The organism is Corallococcus interemptor, assembly GCF_003668875.1.
Classification (GTDB): domain Bacteria; phylum Myxococcota; class Myxococcia; order Myxococcales; family Myxococcaceae; genus Corallococcus; species Corallococcus interemptor.
This window is the reverse complement of sequence record NZ_RAWM01000122.1, coordinates 1-17,033: the sequence shown is the minus strand read 5'-3', so window position 1 is coordinate 17,033 and position 17,033 is coordinate 1. Positions and strand designations below refer to the sequence as shown.

Here is a 17,033-nt window from a genome sequence, read left to right as displayed (position 1 = left end):
CGCTGCCTTCAAGGCTTCACGGTGGTGACGAACACCGCCTTGCCGTCGTGCACCTTCATCACCACGGCCTGCTTCACCGCGTCGCGGTTGGCGTCCAGGTTGATGGTGCCCGCCACGCCCGGGAAGTCCTTCGTCGCCGCGATGGCGTCACGCAGCGCGGGGCCTGACGTATCCGGCGCGCGCTTCATCGCGTCCACCAGCAGGCGCGCGGCGTCGTACGCCAGCACCGCCACGCTGTCCGGCACGCTGCCGTAGGCGGCCTTGTACTTCTTCAGGAAGTTCTGCACGACGGGGTCCGGGTTGTCCGGCGAGTAGTGGTTGGAGAAGTAGCTGCCCTCCAGCGCGGAGCCGCCCAGCTCGTACAGCTTGTCGGAGTCCCAGCCGTCACCGCCCAGCAGCGGCACGCGCAGGCCGACTTCACGGGCCTGCCTGGCGATGATGCCCACGTCCGTGTAGTAGCCCGGGACGAACACCGCCTCCGGCTTCATGTTCTTGATGGACGTCAGCTGCGCGCGGAAGTCCGTGTCGCCCTTGGAGTAGCTCTCGTTGCCGGCGATGGTGCCGCCGAACTCCTTGAACTTCTGGTTGAAGACGTCCGCCAGCCCCACGGAGAAGGCGCTCTTGTTGTCCGTGAGCACCGCCACCTTGGACAGCTTCAGGTTCTCCCGCGCGAACTTCGCCATCACCAGGCCCTGGAACGGGTCGATGAAGCAGACGCGGAAGATGTAGTCGCCCTTCTTCGTCACCTCCGGGCTGGTGGAGGTGGGCGTAATCATGGGCACCTTCGCCGCCTGCGCCTTGTCCGCCATGGCCATGGACACGGACGACGCGGCCTCGCCCAAGAGCGCCACCACCCTGTCCTGCGCGATGAGCCGCGTGGCGGCCTGGGCGCCTTCCTCCGGCCGGCCCTGGCTGTCGTAGACGCGCACCACCAGCTTCTGGCCGCGCACGCCGCCCTCGGCGTTGGCCTCCTGCAGCGCCAGGTCGATGCCATTGCGCGCGGAGATGCCGAAGGTGGCCTCGGAGCCGGTGAGGCTGCCCACCTCGCCAATGAGGATGGAGCCCTCCGGCGGAGGCCCCGGCGGGGCCGTGGTGGCGCTGCCTGCTTGCGTGGCGGGCGCGGGCGCGGGGGCCGGAGCGGACTTCTTCTCACAACCCACCAGGGCCAGGGCCAGCGCGGTGAGCAGGAGGGGGAGGGGACGGCGCATCGGTAGGGCTCCTCGAGGGGGAGTCAGACTCAAAAAGCGGACGGCCCCACCCTAGCCCGTTGTGGCCCGATTTGAATGTGGACTGCGGCGGTCCACATTACATAAGAGACCGTCGCGGGCATGGGGCCCGCGGACAGCCCTGAGGAGACACCCACTCATGCTCCGGATGAGCAAGATGACCGACTACGGCATCGTGCTGATGGCCGAGCTGGCGCGCGCGGACGGGGAGACCCGGACCACGCGAGAGCTGGCGGCGCGCACGCGTGTCTCGCTTCCGTCCGCGAGCAAGGTCCTGAAGGGCCTGTTGCAGGCGGGCCTGGTGGTGTCGCACCGGGGGGCGAGCGGCGGCTACGGCCTGGCGCGTCCGGCGGAGGCCATCTCCCTGGCGGAGCTGGTGTCCGCGCTGGAGGGGCCGGTGTCCCTCACGGAGTGTGGCCAGCACCAGGGCAAGCCCGCCGGGCCCTGTGAGCTGGAGTCCGTCTGTCAGGTGCGGGGCCACTGGCGGCTGATCAACCAGGCCATCCAGGAGGCGCTGGGGAAGCTGACGCTCGCGGACCTGCGCGCGCCCGCGCCCCGCATGCCGGAGCGCCTGGTGGGCCTGGGCCTGCCGGCGTCCCTCGGCGCTCCTCCTTCCGCTACGGGAGTCCGTTCATGAGCACCACCGAAACCCTCCAGGAGCTGACGCGCAAGGGCTACCAGGCCGGCTTCGTCACGCAGGTGGAGGCGGACACGCTGCCGCCCGGCCTGGACGAGGACGTCATCCGCGTCCTGTCCGCGAAGAAGAACGAGCCGGCCTTCATGCTGGAGTGGCGCCTGAAGGCGTACCGCCACTGGCTCACGCTGAAGGAGCCCTCGTGGCAGGCGGTGAAGTACCACCCCATCGACTACCAGGCCATCCGCTACTACTCGGCGCCCAAGCAGAAGCCGAAGAAGGACAGCCTGTCGGAGGTCGACCCCGAAATCCTCCGCACCTACGAGAAGCTGGGCATCCCGCTGGAGGAGCAGAAGCGCCTGCAGAACGTGGCGGTGGATGCCGTCTTCGACTCCGTGTCGGTGGCCACCACGTTCCGGGAGAAGCTCTACAAGGCGGGCGTCATCTTCTGCTCGTTCTCCGAAGCGGTGCGTGAGCACCCGGAGCTGGTGGAGCGCTACCTGGGCACGGTGGTGCCCTTCTCCGACAACTTCTTCGCGGCGCTCAACTCCGCGGTCTTCAGCGACGGCTCGTTCTGCTACGTGCCCAAGGGCGTGAAGTGCCCCATGGAGCTGTCCACGTACTTCCGCATCAACGCGGCGGACACGGGCCAGTTCGAGCGCACGCTGCTCATCGCGGACGAAGGCGCCTCCGTGAGCTACCTGGAGGGCTGCACCGCGCCCATGCGCGACACCAACCAGCTGCACGCGGCGGTGGTGGAGCTGGTGGCGCTGGACGGCGCGTCCATCAAGTACAGCACGGTGCAGAACTGGTACCCGGGCGACGCGGAAGGCAAGGGCGGCATCTACAACTTCGTCACCAAGCGCGGCATCGCGCACCAGCGCGCCAAGATTTCGTGGACGCAGGTGGAGACGGGCTCGGCGATTACGTGGAAGTACCCCAGCGTCATCCTCAAGGGGGATGACTCGGTGGGCGAGTTCTACTCGGTGGCGCTCACCAACCACCGGCAGCAGGCGGACACGGGCACGAAGATGGTGCACATCGGGAAGAACACCCGGTCCACCATCGTGTCCAAGGGCATCTCCGCCGGCCGCGGGCAGAACACGTACCGGGGCCTGGTGAAGGTGCTCAAGAGCGCGGCGAACGCACGCAACTACACGCAGTGCGATTCGCTCCTGTTGGGCGACGAGTGCGGCGCCCACACGCTGCCGTACATCGAGGTGAAGAACGCGACCGCGCAGGTGGAGCACGAGGCTTCCACGTCGAAGATTGGCGAGGACCAGCTCTTCTACTGCCGGCAGCGCGGCATCTCGCAGGAGGACGCGGTGTCGATGATCGTGAACGGCTTCTGCCGGCAGGTCTTCAAGGAGCTGCCCATGGAGTTCGCCGTGGAGGCGCAGAAGCTGCTGGGCGTGAGCCTGGAAGGGAGCGTGGGGTGATGGCGTCGCTATTGAGCATCCAGGACCTGCATGCCCGCGTGGCTGGCAAGGACATCCTCAAGGGCATCAATCTGGAAGTCGGTGCCGGTGAGGTGCACGCCATCATGGGGCCCAACGGCTCCGGCAAGAGCACGCTCGCGGGCGTGCTGGCGGGGCGTGAGACGTACGAGGTGACGAAGGGCTCCGTGCGGTTCGACGGCAAGGACCTCTTGGGCACGCCGCCGGAGGAGCGCGCGAAGGCGGGCGTGTTCCTGGGCTTCCAGTACCCGGTGGAGATTCCGGGCGTGGGCAACCTGCACTTCCTGCGCACGGCGCTCAACGCGCAGCGCCGCGCCAAGGGCGAGGAGGAGCTGGACGCGATGGACTTCCTCTCCCTGGCCAAGGAGAAGGCGAAGCTCGTGCAGCTGGACGCGGCGTTCATGAGCCGCTCCGTGAACGAGGGCTTCTCCGGCGGAGAGAAGAAGCGCAACGAGATCTTCCAGATGGCGGTGCTCCAGCCCCGGCTGGCGCTGCTGGACGAGACGGACTCCGGCCTGGACATCGATGCGCTTCGCATCGTTGCGGGCGGGGTGAACGCGCTGCGCTCGAAGGACCGGGCGATGGTCGTCATCACCCACTACCAGCGGCTGCTGGACTACATCGTGCCGGACCGCGTGCACGTGATGGCGGCGGGCCGCATCGTGCGCTCGGGCGGACGCGAGCTGGCGCTGGAGCTGGAGGAGAAGGGCTACGGCTGGATTGGCGCGGAGGGGGCCGGCAAGGCGAAGGAGGCCCGGCCATGAGCGCGTCCCACTACGTGGAGGTGGCCCGGGCCTTCCAGGCCCGCGGGGACGCTCCCGCGTGGCTCCAGGCGTTTCGTGAAGAGGGCCTGAGCCGGTTCCAGGCGCGCGGCCTGCCCACGTCCAAGGACGAGGAGTGGAAGTACACGCCCGTGGCCACGCTGTCGTCGCACCCGTTCCAGCCCGTGAGCAACGTGTCCGCGGGCGACGACGTGGCGCAGGCGGTGGCGCGGCTGGCGCTGCCCGGCCCGAGGCTCGTGTTCGTGGACGGGCGCTTCGTGCCCGCGCTGTCGGTGCTCTCCGGCCTGCCTCGCGGCGTGGTGCTCAAGCCGCTGTCTCAGGCGCTGCGTGAGGACGGCGTGCTGCTCCAGGAGACGCTGGGCCAGTTCTCCCGGCCGTCCGCGCATGCCTTCACGTCGCTCAACGCGGCGCTCTTGGAAGAGGGCGCGCTGCTCACGCTCGCGCCCCGGGCCTTGAGTGAGGTTCCGGTGCAGCTGCTGTTCCTCGCGCGAGGCGGTGACGGGCCGGTGCTGGCCAGCCCGCGCATCGTCGTGGTGGCGGGCGAGGGCAGCGAGGCCACGCTGGTGGAGACGTACGCGGGCCTGGGTACAGGCGCGACGTTCACCAACGCGGTGACGGAGGTGTCGCTGGGGGACAACGCCAGCCTGCGCCACTTCAAGCTCCAGACGGAGGGCGACAGCGCGCTGCACCTGGGCGGGCTGTATTCGCGGCAGGGGCGCGACAGCCGCTTCCAGTCGCACGCGTTCTCCTTTGGCGGGCTGCTTGCGCGCAACGAAGTGCACGCGGCCTTCGCGGGCGAGGGCGGCGAGTGCGTGCTCAACGGCCTGTTCGTGGGCCGGGGCACGCAGCACCTGGACAACCGCACGGACCTGGACCACGCGGTGCCGCACTGCTCCAGCCGCGAGCTGTACAAGGGCGTGCTGGACGACCGCGCGCGCGGCACCTTCCACGGGAAGATCCGCGTGCGCGAGGACGCGCAGAAGACGGACGCGTCCCAGCAGAGCCGCAACCTGCTGCTCTCCGAGGGCGCGCAGGTGGACGCGCGGCCGCAGCTGGAGATCTTCGCGGACGACGTGAAGTGCGCCCACGGCACGGCGGTGGGCCGGTTGGATGACAACGCGCTGTTCTACCTGCGCTCGCGCGGCATCCCGAAGGTGGACGCGGAGCGCATGCTGACGCAGGCCTTCGCGAGCGAGCTGGTGCGCGCGGTGCCGGAAGGGCCGGTGCGCGCGCGGGTGGAGGCGTTGCTCGCGGAGAAGCTGCCGGGGACGGCGGAGGTGATGGGATGAGCGGCCCTGGATTCGACCTGGCGCGGGTGCGCGCGGACTTCCCCATCCTCCGGCAGGAGGTGCGGGGCCGGCCGCTGGTGTACCTGGACAGCGCCGCCACGGGGCAGAAGCCGCAGGCGGTGCTGGACGCCATCACGCGCTACTACACGCACGACAACGCCAACGTGCACCGCGGCGTGCACATCCTCTCCGAGCGCGCCACGCAGGCCTTCGAGGACGCGCGCGAGACGGTGCGCCGCTTCATCCACGCCAAGGACGTGCGCGAGGTCATCTTCGTGCGCGGCACCACGGAGGCCATCAACCTGGTGGCCGCCACCTACGGCCGCAAGCACGTGGGCCCGGGTGACGAGGTGCTCATCTCCGCCATGGAGCACCACTCCAACATCGTGCCCTGGCAGATGGTGTGCGACGCGGCGGGCGCGAAGCTGCGCGTCATCCCCGTGGACGAGTCCGGCGCGCTGCGCATGGACACCGTGGACGCGCTGCTCACGGAGAAGACGCGCCTGCTGGCGATTACGCACGTGTCCAACGCGCTGGGCTCCGTCAATCCCATCAAGGAGCTGGTGGCCAAGGCGCACGCCAGGAACATCCCGGTGCTGGTGGACGGGGCGCAGTCGGTGACGCACTTCCCGGTGGACGTGCAGGACCTGGGCTGTGACTTCTACGCCTTCAGCGGGCACAAGCTCTTCGGGCCCACGGGCATCGGCGTGCTGTACGGCAAGCTGGCCATGCTGGAGTCGCTGCCGCCGTACCAGGGCGGCGGGGACATGATCCTCTCCGTGACGATGGAGAAGACCGTCTACAACCGCGTGCCGCACCGCTTCGAGGCGGGCACGCCGGACATGGCGGGCGCGGTGGGGCTGGCCGCGGCCATCCGCTACCTGGAGTCCGTGGGCATGCAGAACGTGTCCCAGCACGACCAGTGGCTGCTCGCGTACGCGACGCAGGCGCTCCAGTCCGTGCCGGGGCTGAAGCTCATTGGCACGGCGCCGCACAAGACGGGCGTGCTGTCGTTCACGCTGGAGGACGTCCACCCGCACGACGTGGGGACCATCCTGGACCAGGAGGGCATCTGCATCCGCACCGGGCACCACTGCGCCCAGCCGCTGATGCAGCGCTTCGGGGTGGCGGCCACGGCGCGCGCGTCGCTGGCGCTCTACAACACGCCGGAGGACGTGGACGCGCTGGTGAAGGGCTTGAACAAGGTGAGGGAGGTGTTCGCGTGAGCTCGGACCTCAAGGACCTGTACCAGGAGGTGGTGCTGGAGCACTCCAAGCGCCCGCGCAACTTCCGGGTGGTGGAGGGCGCCACCTGCGCGGCGGAGGGCTACAACCCGCTGTGCGGCGACCAGCTCTCCGTGACGCTCAAGCTGGAGGACGGCGTCATCCGCGACATCGGCTTCCAGGGCCAGGGGTGCGCCATCTCCAAGGCGTCCGCGTCGCTGATGACGGGCGCGGTGAAGGACAAGACGCGGGAAGAGGCCCAGGCGCTCTTCGAGCGCGTGCACACGCTGGTGACGGAAGGCCCGGACAAGGTGGACGTGGAGTCCCTGGGCAAGCTCGCGGTGCTGTCGGGCGTGAGCGAGTTCCCGGCACGGGTGAAGTGCGCGAGCCTGGCGTGGCACACGCTGAACGCGGCGCTGGATGGCCGCTCCACGTCGGTGTCGACGGAGTAGGGAGGGGTCATGCGAGGCGCGATGACGGTCATCGAGCGCGACGTGGACGCGATGCTCATCCCCAGCGGGGACAAGGTGTTGCTGCCGGCGGGCTCGGAGTTGACGGTGGTGCAGACGCTGGGCGGCAACGTCACGGTGCAGGACCCGTACGGCCAGCTGTTCCGCATCGACCAGAAGAACGCGGACGTGCTGGGCGAGGAGTACGCCGCCAAGGAGAAGCCGGCGGAGGAGTCCGTCACGCCCGGCGAGTTTCACGAGGAACAGGTCTGGGAGCAGCTGCGCACGGTCTACGACCCGGAGATCCCGGTGAACATCGTGGAGCTGGGCCTGGTGTACGCGTGCAAGGCCACGCCGCTGGACGAAGGCGGCCAGCGCGTGGACATCGAGATGACGCTCACGGCGCCCGGCTGCGGCATGGGCCAGGTGCTGGTGGAGGACGTGCGCTCCAAGGTGTCCGCGCTCCCCGGCGTGAAGGAAGCGAACGTGGAGCTGGTCTGGGAGCCGCAGTGGGACCAGAGCCGCATGACGGACGTCGCGCGGCTCCAGCTGGGCTGGATGTGAGCTAGGCCAGCGCCTTCCGGCCGCGTGCGACCAGGCCCAGCGTGGCCGCGGCGGCCAGGCCTCCCGCGAGCCACCGGGGCCAGCGCGGCGCGGCTTCCGCCGTGGTGCGGCGCTCGATGGCGGGCGACATGCGCTCCGCGAGCAGCTCCACCATGGCGTGCTCGAAGGCGAGCAGGTCGTGCGGCCCCCGGCTGGACACCCAGTTGCCGTCGCGCACCACGGGCTCGTCCGTCCAGTGCGCGCCCGCGTTCTCCATGTCGTTGCGGATGCCCGGCCAGGACGTCACGTGACGGCCCTCCAGCAGCCCCGCCGACGCGAGCAGCCACGGCCCGTGGCAGATGACCGCGATGGGCATGTCCAGCAGGTCCGCGTCCTTCACGAAGTCCAGCGCCAGGGCGCTCTGCCTGAGGAAGTCCGGGTTCATGAAGCCGCCGGGCAACAGCAGCGCGTCGAAGTCCGCGGCCTTCACGTCGCGCAGCGTGGCGTCCACGCGCACCTTGCGGCCGGGTACCAGCAGGTTCATGCCCCGGATGCGGCCCTTGTGGAGGGAGACGATGGTGACGTGCGCGCCCTCGCGTTCCAGGCGCTTCACCGGCCGCGTCAGCTCCACCTGCTCGAAGCCATCCGCCGCCAGCACGGCCACCCGCATCCCCTTCAGCTTCTTCATTGCCCCGTCCTCCCGATGTCCAGCTCTGCCCTACAACCCGAACCTGCACGGTGCACATGCCCTTCCGGGAGGGGAAGCAGAGGGCAGGCGGGCAGGCAGGCGCTTGGGGTGACGCCCTCCGGAGGCGTGGTGCGGCGCGGCACGAGGCGGCGCTGGACGCCCCTGGGGAACAGCTTTACGAAAGGGTTTCCCTTCTGGAGGCGCACGGCATGTCCCCCTCGTTCCCTTCCCGGCTGCACCGCGGCCTGCTGGCGAGCACCGCGCTGCTCCTGGCCCCGCTGGGCTGCGCCACGTCGTCGCAGGCGGGCGCCGCGCGTGACGAGGCCGCCCTGCGCACGGACGAGGCCCCGCGCGTGAAGCCCAGGTGGGGCCTGGTCATCCACGGCGGCGCGGGCGTCATCTCGCGTGAGAACCTGACCCCGGAGCGCGAGGCCGCGATGCGCGCCGCGCTCACGCAGGCGCTCCAGGCGGGGCACGCGGTGCTGGCGAAGGGCGGACGCAGCATGGACGCCGTGACGGCGGCCATCCGCGTGATGGAGGACTCGCCGTACTTCAACGCCGGCAAGGGCGCGGTGTTCAACCACGACGGCGTGAACGAGCTGGACGCGGCCGTGATGGACGGCAAGACGCGCATGGCCGGCGCGGTGGCGGGCGTCCACCACATCCAGAACCCCATCGACCTGGCGCGCCTGGTGATGGAGAAGTCGCCGCACGTGATGATGGTGGGCGACGGCGCGGAGGCCTTCGCCCAGTCCCAGGGCATGCCCCTGGTGGACGCGAAGTACTTCTACACGGAGGAGCGCTGGCAGGGCCTCCAGCGCGCGCTGGAGCAGGAGAAGGCGAAGGAGGCTCCCCCCGCGGGCTCATCGCTGACGCCGGGTGTGGACCCCATCACCGGGGACCACAAGTTCGGCACGGTAGGCGCTGTCGCGTTGGACATGGAAGGCAACCTCGCGGCGGGCACGTCCACGGGCGGAATGACGAACAAGCGCTTCGGCCGGGTGGGGGACGCGCCCATCATCGGCGCGGGCACCTACGCGGATGAGCGCTGCGCGGTCTCCGCCACGGGCCACGGCGAGTTCTTCATCCGCTACACGGTGGCGCGCGACATCTGCGCCCGCGTCGAGTACCAGGAGCTCCCGCTGCCGGAGGCCGCCAACCACGTCATCAACGACGTGCTGGTGAAGGCCGGCGGTGAGGGCGGCGTCATCGCCATGGACCGGCAGGGCCACGTGGCCACGCCCTTCAACTCCAGCGGCATGTACCGCGGCTACATCGGCGAGGACGGCACGCCCACCGTCGCCATCTTCCAGCAGCCCTAGGCAGGCGGCCGAGCCCGGCTCCGCGCACCACTGACGTGATGCGCGGCGGCCGCGCGGGGACTACTGCTTCACGAGGAACAGCTCGCGCACCTGGAGCAGGTCCACGTCACCGGCGAAGGCGGAGAACTTCTCGTACTCCGCCGGGGAGACGCGGGCGCGGGGCAGGCTGAAGGTCTCCGCGATGCTGAGCGTGCGCCCGTCCTGCTTCTCCGTCCGGGTGTAGTGGCCGAACTGGCTGTCCACCTTCAGGCCCGCCTGCGGGTCGCTGAGCTTCCAGCCCTGGGGCAGGGTGACGGAGACGTGGGTGCGGCTGGCCTCCGTGTCGTCGATGTAGAGCGGCGTGGTGCGCGTGGACAGCTGCACGTAGCGCCGGCCCAGCAGGGCGGGGAAGGTGAGGGGGGCCAGCGCCATGCGGCTGTCGCCCTCCATGCGCCCGAAGCGCGGCACGGTGAACGCGTAGCGCAGCACGAAGGGCGCGCCCACGGCCTCCTGGCGCTCCAGCTTCACGGAGGACAGCTCCGCGCCGCCGAAGTAGCGCGACACCGCGCCCTGGAGCGCCTGGTTGCGGCTCTCCGCGGAGAGCTGCTCGAAGGCCTCGGCGATTTGCGCGGCCTCGAAGCCGGAGTAGGTCTCCTCGCCCTGGCCCTTGAGGCTGCCGTCGGCGCCCAGCTCCAGGGTGAGCTTCACGTCCTTGCCCGCGCGCGGCTTGAGCGCCGGCGTCTTCACCTTCTGCAGGGGCTTGCCCGGCTCCGGCAGCAGGTACGCCTCGCGCTCGCCCATGGCGGCCTCCGGCAGTTCACCGAAGGGGCCGAAGCGCACGGACGTGTCCAGCCACACCGGCTCTTCTCCCGGCACCTCCACGCGCAGCGCCGCGTAGGGCAACAGCGCGTCCGCCGGGAAGAGGTAGGGCGCGGGGTCCGTGTTGAAGGTGCGGATGGCCGCGATGCGCGACGGGATGCCCAGCGTCTCCAGGCCCGCCTTCATCACGGTGAGCCGGCTGCCGCGGTCCTGCGCCACGGTGGAGGCCGCGGACTGCGCGAGGCTCGCGTCGCGGCCGGAGAAGCGCTTCATCACCGCCGCGTGCAGCGCCTTCACCGCCTCCAGCCCCTTCTTGCCCTCGGTGGCCTGGCGCGCGAACGCCTCTACCTCGGAGGTGCGGATCCACCGGTCCTGGAACGCGTCGCCATACACGCGCGCCAGGCCGTCGTTGCCCGTCTCGCCCGCGCCCACCATCACGAAGGGCAGGTACTCATTGCCAGAGGGCGGCGCGTCCGGCTCCGGGATGAACGGCGGCACGCGGCGCGCGTCGTAGTGGAAGACCTCCGCGTCGCCCTTCACCTCCGGCGGCGGCGCCTTCATGCCGTGCGCGTCCACCTTCATGCCGCTGCCCTTGGGGGCCACGACGGTGTACGTGCTCCACGCGTTCGGCTGGTTGGCGATCTGGAAGTAGAACGCGGACGCGGTGAAGCCCGGCTGCGCGGGGCCGCGGTCGCTCTCCGGCAGCAGGTACTCCACCTCCACGGAGTCACCGACCTGCACGCCCGGCAGGCTCATGGTGTCCTTGCCCTCGATGTTCTCCGGCTCCAGCACGCGGCCGTCCTTCTTGAGCGTGCGAAGCGCCAGCACCTGGGCGCCGCGGGGGATGTTCACCTCCGCGATCTCCTGCACGCCGGACTGCTCCAGCGCCTTCTGGATGGTGTGGATGCGGTTGACGAGCGAGCCGTCCGGGAAGACCTGCACCGCCGCCGCGTCCAGCACGTACGCCGCCGCGCTGCCGCCGGTGACGGGCGCGGCCTCGTAGGCCTTCAGGGCCTCCTTGCCGTCGATGGCGTACGCCGCCAGGACCTCCTTGCCTGTCTTCGCGCGCTCCACCGCGCGGCGCAGCGCCAGGTCCGTGCCGTCCAGCTTCAGCGCCTGCTCGCGCAGCTTCAGCGCCTCCGCGTTCTGGCCCGCGTACTCGCGCACGTCCGCCAGCCGCTTGAGGATTTCGGCGTTGCGCGGCCACACGGCGGCCTGCGCCTGGAGCACCTTCGCCGCGTCGTCGTAACGGCGCTGGCTCACGTAGACGCCGGAGAGCGCCGCGGCGGTGGTGAGGTTGTCCGGGTCCTGCGACAGCAGCTGCGCGTAGCCCTTCGCCGCGCCGTCCAGGTCGCCGCGCGTGCGCAGGTGGTCCACCCGCCGCGCCTCCGCGCCGGGGCAGCCCTCCTGGGCCTTCACCAGGTCGTCCGTGCGGGCCACCGCGTCGCGGCGGCGGGCCAGTGAGTACTGCAACCCCAGCGCCTCGCACAGGCCCGGTTGGGCCTCCAGCGCGGAGGCCAGGGCGACCTCCGCCTGCGCGTCCACGTCCAGCGCCAGCGCGGCGCGGGCCATCAGGATGTGCACCGGGAAGCCCGCGGGCTTCACCGCGTCACGCGCCGTCTTGAGTGTGTCCAGCGCGGTGGCCGGCTGGCCGTCATCCAGGAAGAGGTCCGCGCGCAACAGCAGCGCCTGCACGTTGCCCGGGTCCTTGGCCAGCGCCGCCTCCAGGTCGCGCGTGGCCCGGCCTCGCGCCACCTTGGACGGGATGGCGCGGTCCTGCGCGGCCTGCTCCGCGCGCAGGGTGAGCAGCGCGGGCGTCGCCGCCTCCAGCTTCGCCATCAGCCGCTGGGTGCCGTCCAGGTCGCGCGACAGGCCGTCGCGCACCGCGAGGAAGGTGCTCAGCGTCCCGCCGGCCTCGCCCTGGAGCGCCTGGGCCAGGTCCTCCGCGCCCGGGTACATGTCCGGGGCCTCCACGTCGCCGGGGGCGCTCGCGTTCCAGCGCGGCGCGGGCCCGGTGGCGGCGGTGAGGCGCACGCCGGAGGCGCTTCCATCCGCCTTCACCAGCGCGAAGGACATGCCGCCCTGGGTGTTGTCGCGGGACATCTTCACCACGAAGCGGTGCTTGCCGGCGGGCAGCTCCAGCGCGCGCACGGTCACCGTGGACGCGGTGCGCGCCCAGTCGCGGCGCTCCAGCACGGGCGCGCCGTCCATCAGCACGCGGTGCGACGTCTGGCTCACCGTGCGCAGCACGTACACGCCGGCCTGCGCCACCTCCGCGTCGATGCCCAGCGCGTACATGTCCCCGTGGCCGGGCTCGCCGCCCAGGTCCAGCCGGCCGTCCGGCGAGCGCACCGTGCGCACCGCCAGCGGGCCGTACGCGCCCGTGAAGGGGCCCGCGAAGGAGCCGTCCTTCTCCGGCGCGATGGGCTCGTCGATGGACAGCACGTGGAAGGGCGAGAAGGGCCCCACCAGCGTGGCCTCGCTCGCGCCGCCCAGATCCTTGAGCGTCAGCGCCTGCGCGGCCGTGTCCGCGCGCAGGCTGGCCACGGACAGGCGCGCGGCGCGCAGCAGGTAGGCCGTCTCACCCCGGGCACCCCCGGCGAGCGCGGCGTCCACGCCCTTGAGGATGGCGTCGTCCTCCGCGCGGGACGTGCCCACGCGGTCCAGCACGTAGCGCGCGGCGATGACGGCCACCGGGTGCTGGGGGGCGCGCCTCACCAGCTCCAACGACGCGGCGAGCGCGCGGTCGGACTGGCCGTTGCGGCGGGCGAGCAGCGCCTGCCCCTCCAGGGCGTACGGGTCGCCCGGGTCCTTCTTCACGGCGGCGTCGAAGCGCTCCTGCGCGAGCTTCACGTCACCCGCGACGAGGTACGCGTGGAAGCCCGCGAACGCGAGCGTGCGCGCCTCCGCGTCCCCCTGGCCGGCCCGCTCTGCGGCGGACTCGAGCACGTGGGGCGCGACGACGGAGGAGGGCCGGGGGCAGCCGGTGAGCCCGGCGACGAGTGCGAGCGCGGTCAGGCCGCGGCGGAAGGTGCGCATAGGGGAGCCGAGGGATAATGCAATCCCCCCGGAGAGGCCATATTCCCCTTGCGGTGGTTGTTCGGGGCCGACCCCGCCCGGTCCCCTAGCGGCGCTTCGGGGCGGGCTTGGCGGGAGCCGCCTTGACCGGCGGGCGCTTGACCGGGGGCGGCGGCGGCGCGGGCTTCTTGGCCACCACCGCCTTCGCCGGCACCGTGTTGGCGGCCACCGTGCGGGGCGGCTGCTGCGGGACGGCGACCACCGGCGTGGTGGGGCCTTCCGTCACGGGCGCGGGCTTGTCCACCGTGTAGGTGAGCCCTTCCACGGTGCAGGTGCCCTCGATGCAGCCGATGGCCGGCACCGGGGGCTCACCGAAGTGGGCCTGCCAGTCCGGGCCCAGGTTCAGCGGCTCCGCGATGGGGCGCTGATCCTTCCCCTGGCCGACGAAGGCCTGCATCACGCCGTCCTCGGTGACGAACAGCTCCAGCCGCACGTCGCCCTCCGGGGACGCGAGGCCCAGCATGGCGCCGCCGCGCTCGCCCAGGGACCACTCCAGGGTCAGCGGCGCGCCCGCGCCGTGGTGCACGAGCGTGACGTAGCGGCCGTCCCGGCCCATCAGCCCCAGCGAGGCCACCGGCTCCGGCGGCGGGCCGTCCCAGAGCTCCTTCAGGCGGCGCTTCCACGTGGCCGGCGGCGCTTCAGCGCGCACGCGGGCGGTCAGCCGGGCCACGCCACCCACCATGCCCAGCACGTCCACGCGCGCGCGGCCGACGTGCGACTCTTTCTTCTCCTCGTCCACGGGAGGGAAGACGAGGGCCTTGTTCTCGAAGTTCAGCGTGCGGCCGGCCACCAGCATCTGGGGCAGGTCTGGACCGTCGCCCATGGTCACGCGGCGCTTGTCCGGGGTGACGTCCTCCACCCGGCCCGGGCCGTTGCGGGGCGCGTCCCGCAGCTCGTCGGACATGATGGCCTTGCCGGCCAGCGGCGGCTGGACGCGCACCTGCCCGCTGCGGTTGTACGCCACGCCCAGCACGCCCACGGCGGCCACGACCGTCAGGCTCGCGGCCGTCTGCACCGTCACGCGCGCGGCGCGGCGCATGGACGCCTTCGCCCGCTGCCAGCGCGTCAGCCGCAGGGGCGGCATGGACAGCAGGCTTCCGGGGACCAGCGGCTCCAGGTCCGCGATGAGCGCCGTCACCGACGGATAGCGCTCGTCCGGATCCGGCTTGAGGCACCGCATCACGATGGCGTCCACGCGCGGGTCCAGGCCCGGGCGCTTTCGCGACGGCGGATCGAAGGTGCCCAGCGGCACCTCGCCGGTGAAGGTCTCGTAGAGGATGACGCCCAGGGAGAAGATGTCCGCCCGCGCGTCCGCGCTCTTCGCGTCCACGCGCTGCTCGGGCGCCATGTACGAGATGGTCCCCATGGACACGTGCGTGGACGTCAGCGCGAAGCGCGACGCCGCGGACGCGTCATCCAGGAAGGACGCCAGCCCGAAGTCGGACACCTTCGCGATGCCGCCGGCCTGCTGATCCAGCAGGATGTTCTCCGGCTTCAGGTCGCGGTGGATGACGCCCCGGCCGTGCGCGTACTCGATGGCCCGGCAGATCTCGAGCATCCGGCGCAGGAGCACCGGCGTCTCCATGGACGGGCTGCGCATGAGCTCGCGCAGGGACGGCCCGTCCACGAACTCCATCACCAGGTAGTAGGTGGTGTCCGTCTTCCCCTTGTCGACGATGGAGACGACGTGGGGATGGCTCAGCGTCGCCAGCGCCGCCGCTTCCTTCTGGAAGCGCGCGATGAACGACGGATCCTTGGCCAGCTCCGGGTTCAGCAGCTTCACCGCGACCGTGCGGCCGAGCGACAGCTGGGTGGCCTTGTGGACCTCTCCCATGCCGCCCGCTCCGACGAGCTTCTCCAAGCGGTAGCCGCTGATGAGATCAGGTGGCCGGGAACGACTGATGGCGGTGGGCTCGAACGAGGACATGGGCGGGGAACAGGGCGGCGAGGCTAGCAGAAACGGGCCGCCGCGTTATTGCTCCCCAGCTGCCCTTTGTGCCCCCTCCCGCCCGCTGGGTGGGCGGGCGGCCATGACCCGGGTGAACCCTCCGGGCGTGAACGACAGGTGGGCTCAGGTGTCCCCGGCGACGGGGCGCAGCACACTGGTGAGGTTCGTGCGCACCTGGGACAGCGAGGAGCGCATGTTCGCGTGCCGCACGGACGCACCCACGGCGCGCGCCAGCGACTTGAGCAGCGAAATCTCCTCCGGGCGCCAGATGCGGGCCTTCTGGCAGTCCTCGAACGCCACGAACCCCCACCACTGCTTGGCCGGGACGATGGGGCACAGCAGCACGGACTGCACGCCCTGGCGCTCCAGCAGCTCGCGCATCATCGGCGGCGCGTCCTTGGTGACACAGGAGACCGCCATCTGCGCCTCCAGCATGTCCATCCACGCCATGGCGTAGTCGCGCAGGGGCAGCGAGCGCAGCACCGGGTGCGCCAGCGGGGACACCACGCCCGGCTCCGCCCACGCGTAGCGCAGGTCCGTGAGGAACCGGCCCGCCAGGTTCGTGGTGCGGTTCTCGAAAAGGCACGCGCGGTCCACCTTCAGCGGGCGGGCCACCATGCCCAGCGCATCCGTACCCGTGGCCGGGCACAGGCCCTTGTCCAGGAGCAACCGCGAAGCTTCGGACACCTTCGTGAACGCTTCCACCATGACCGTCTCGCTTGAAGGGGGGGAGGGGGGCACCCCTTCCTGTCGTGGATGCATCGGCATCCACACATGTCCTGTTATGCGCGATTCCTCTGTTCCTGTCAAATGGTGGTTTTACTGGAAACCCAAGGGGAGGAGCGCCGGGGGTGGGTCCCGAAAACGCGAACAGGGGCGCCCTCGTGAAGAGAGCGCCCCTGCCGGGCACGGCCTGTGGTGCATCCCCATCCCCTGGAGGAGGAGGCCCGCGGGTTACTTCGTGTTCTTCTGGGGGGCGGGCGCGGGGCGCTTCAGGGGCTTCTGCTGGGAGGTCTTGCTGTCCTGGAAGACGGCGTCCGCGCGGCCGGAGGCCTTCAGCTCCGGCTCCGCCCCGGTCTTGCTCTCGTGCTTCGAAGGGGCGTTGGGGTCGGCCTGGATGTCCTCGCCGGTGGGCGTCTCGAGGGTGCCGGTCGCGGGGGAGTGGGTCGGGCCCCGCGTGTCCGTGGGCGCCTTGGTGGGCGGCGGGGACGCGACGGCGGCGGAGGCGGCGAACAGGGCGGCGACGAGGAGGGTCTTCATGAAAGTGGCTCGGATTGGGAAACGGACGGCCCGCGCGGGAGTGCGCCGGGCGTCATCGTCATCGCGGCTGTGGATGGCGGCGGGCGTTTGTTTATTCACGCGCCGTGATGCGGCTTGAAACGACAACAGGAGCGCCCTCGTGAAGAGAGCGCCCCTGCCGGGCACCACGTCCTGTTGCGTCCCTTGGAGGCGAAACAGGTCGCGAGTGAAGAGAGGGTTCAGCCCTCGGTCTTCGTCTCGGTGGTGGTCTTCTTCTCGGTCTTGGTCTTCGTGCCCTTCTTGGTGGCCTTGCCCTCGGTCTTGGTCTCGGTCTTGGTCTCGGCCTTCATCTCACCC

14 protein-coding genes are annotated in these 17,033 nt (G+C 70.9%); 8 read left to right on the top strand and 6 right to left on the bottom strand.

The window, feature by feature from the left end:
- Positions 1 to 8: 8 nt before the first annotated feature.
- A complete protein-coding gene (locus tag D7X96_RS30935; RefSeq protein WP_120548261.1) occupies positions 9 to 1,208 on the bottom strand; it encodes an ABC transporter substrate-binding protein in 1,200 nt (399 codons plus the stop codon).
- Between the two features lie 157 nt (positions 1,209 to 1,365).
- On the opposite strand from D7X96_RS30935, the gene D7X96_RS30930 reads away from it, so the two are divergent.
- The 7 genes from D7X96_RS30930 to sufT are packed head-to-tail and all read left to right on the top strand — an operon-like array spanning position 1,366 to position 7,624.
- A complete protein-coding gene (locus D7X96_RS30930; RefSeq protein ID WP_120548262.1) occupies positions 1,366 to 1,863 on the top strand; it encodes an SUF system Fe-S cluster assembly regulator in 498 nt (165 codons plus the stop codon).
- Positions 1,860 to 3,299 carry a Fe-S cluster assembly protein SufB gene (gene sufB / locus D7X96_RS30925; RefSeq protein WP_120548263.1) on the top strand — a complete coding sequence of 480 codons (1,440 nt, stop codon included), beginning with the start codon at positions 1,860 to 1,862 and terminating at the stop codon, positions 3,297 to 3,299. Before D7X96_RS30930 ends, sufB begins: the two co-directional genes overlap by 4 nt.
- Entirely contained in the window at positions 3,299 to 4,081 is a 783-nt protein-coding gene (sufC, locus tag D7X96_RS30920) for a Fe-S cluster assembly ATPase SufC (protein ID WP_121771384.1), read from the top strand. The genes sufB and sufC overlap by 1 nt, the downstream gene beginning before the upstream one ends.
- On the top strand, positions 4,078 to 5,388 hold the full coding sequence (gene sufD, locus D7X96_RS30915) for a Fe-S cluster assembly protein SufD (RefSeq protein ID WP_121723170.1): 1,311 nt from the start codon (positions 4,078 to 4,080) through the stop codon (positions 5,386 to 5,388). Before sufC ends, sufD begins: the two co-directional genes overlap by 4 nt.
- Positions 5,385 to 6,614 carry a cysteine desulfurase gene (locus D7X96_RS30910; protein WP_121771383.1) on the top strand — a complete coding sequence of 410 codons (1,230 nt, stop codon included), beginning with the start codon at positions 5,385 to 5,387 and terminating at the stop codon, positions 6,612 to 6,614. Before sufD ends, D7X96_RS30910 begins: the two co-directional genes overlap by 4 nt.
- Positions 6,611 to 7,063: a Fe-S cluster assembly sulfur transfer protein SufU gene (sufU, locus tag D7X96_RS30905; protein ID WP_014393962.1), complete on the top strand. Its 453-nt coding sequence runs from the start codon at positions 6,611 to 6,613 to the stop codon at positions 7,061 to 7,063. The genes D7X96_RS30910 and sufU overlap by 4 nt, the downstream gene beginning before the upstream one ends.
- Positions 7,064 to 7,072: 9 nt before the next feature.
- Entirely contained in the window at positions 7,073 to 7,624 is a 552-nt protein-coding gene (gene sufT, locus D7X96_RS30900) for a putative Fe-S cluster assembly protein SufT (RefSeq protein WP_121723168.1), read from the top strand.
- Position 7,625: 1 nt separating this feature from the next.
- On the opposite strand, the gene D7X96_RS30895 is transcribed toward sufT, so the two are convergent.
- Positions 7,626 to 8,291, bottom strand: a complete 666-nt coding sequence (locus tag D7X96_RS30895) for a type 1 glutamine amidotransferase domain-containing protein (protein WP_120548268.1) — start codon at positions 8,289 to 8,291, stop codon at positions 7,626 to 7,628.
- Between the two features lie 209 nt (positions 8,292 to 8,500).
- Here D7X96_RS30895 and D7X96_RS30890 point away from each other — a divergent pair, with 209 nt between their 5' ends.
- Positions 8,501 to 9,613, top strand: a complete 1,113-nt coding sequence (locus D7X96_RS30890) for an isoaspartyl peptidase/L-asparaginase family protein (RefSeq protein WP_120548269.1) — start codon at positions 8,501 to 8,503, stop codon at positions 9,611 to 9,613.
- 60 nt (positions 9,614 to 9,673) lie between these two features.
- Here D7X96_RS30890 and D7X96_RS30885 read toward each other — a convergent pair whose 3' ends face one another.
- From D7X96_RS30885 to D7X96_RS30870, 4 genes are all read right to left on the bottom strand, one after another.
- A complete protein-coding gene (locus tag D7X96_RS30885; RefSeq protein WP_121771382.1) occupies positions 9,674 to 13,450 on the bottom strand; it encodes a DUF3858 domain-containing protein in 3,777 nt (1,258 codons plus the stop codon).
- An 85-nt stretch (positions 13,451 to 13,535) separates the two neighbouring features.
- Positions 13,536 to 15,416 carry a serine/threonine-protein kinase gene (locus D7X96_RS30880; protein ID WP_121771381.1) on the bottom strand — a complete coding sequence of 627 codons (1,881 nt, stop codon included), beginning with the start codon at positions 15,414 to 15,416 and terminating at the stop codon, positions 13,536 to 13,538.
- A 144-nt stretch (positions 15,417 to 15,560) separates the two neighbouring features.
- Entirely contained in the window at positions 15,561 to 16,145 is a 585-nt protein-coding gene (locus D7X96_RS30875) for a GAF domain-containing protein (protein WP_120548272.1), read from the bottom strand.
- Positions 16,146 to 16,391: 246 nt separating this feature from the next.
- Complete coding sequence (locus D7X96_RS30870) at positions 16,392 to 16,697, bottom strand: hypothetical protein (protein ID WP_121771380.1); 306 nt, start codon at positions 16,695 to 16,697, stop codon at positions 16,392 to 16,394.
- Between the last annotated feature and the right edge of the window lie 336 nt (positions 16,698 to 17,033).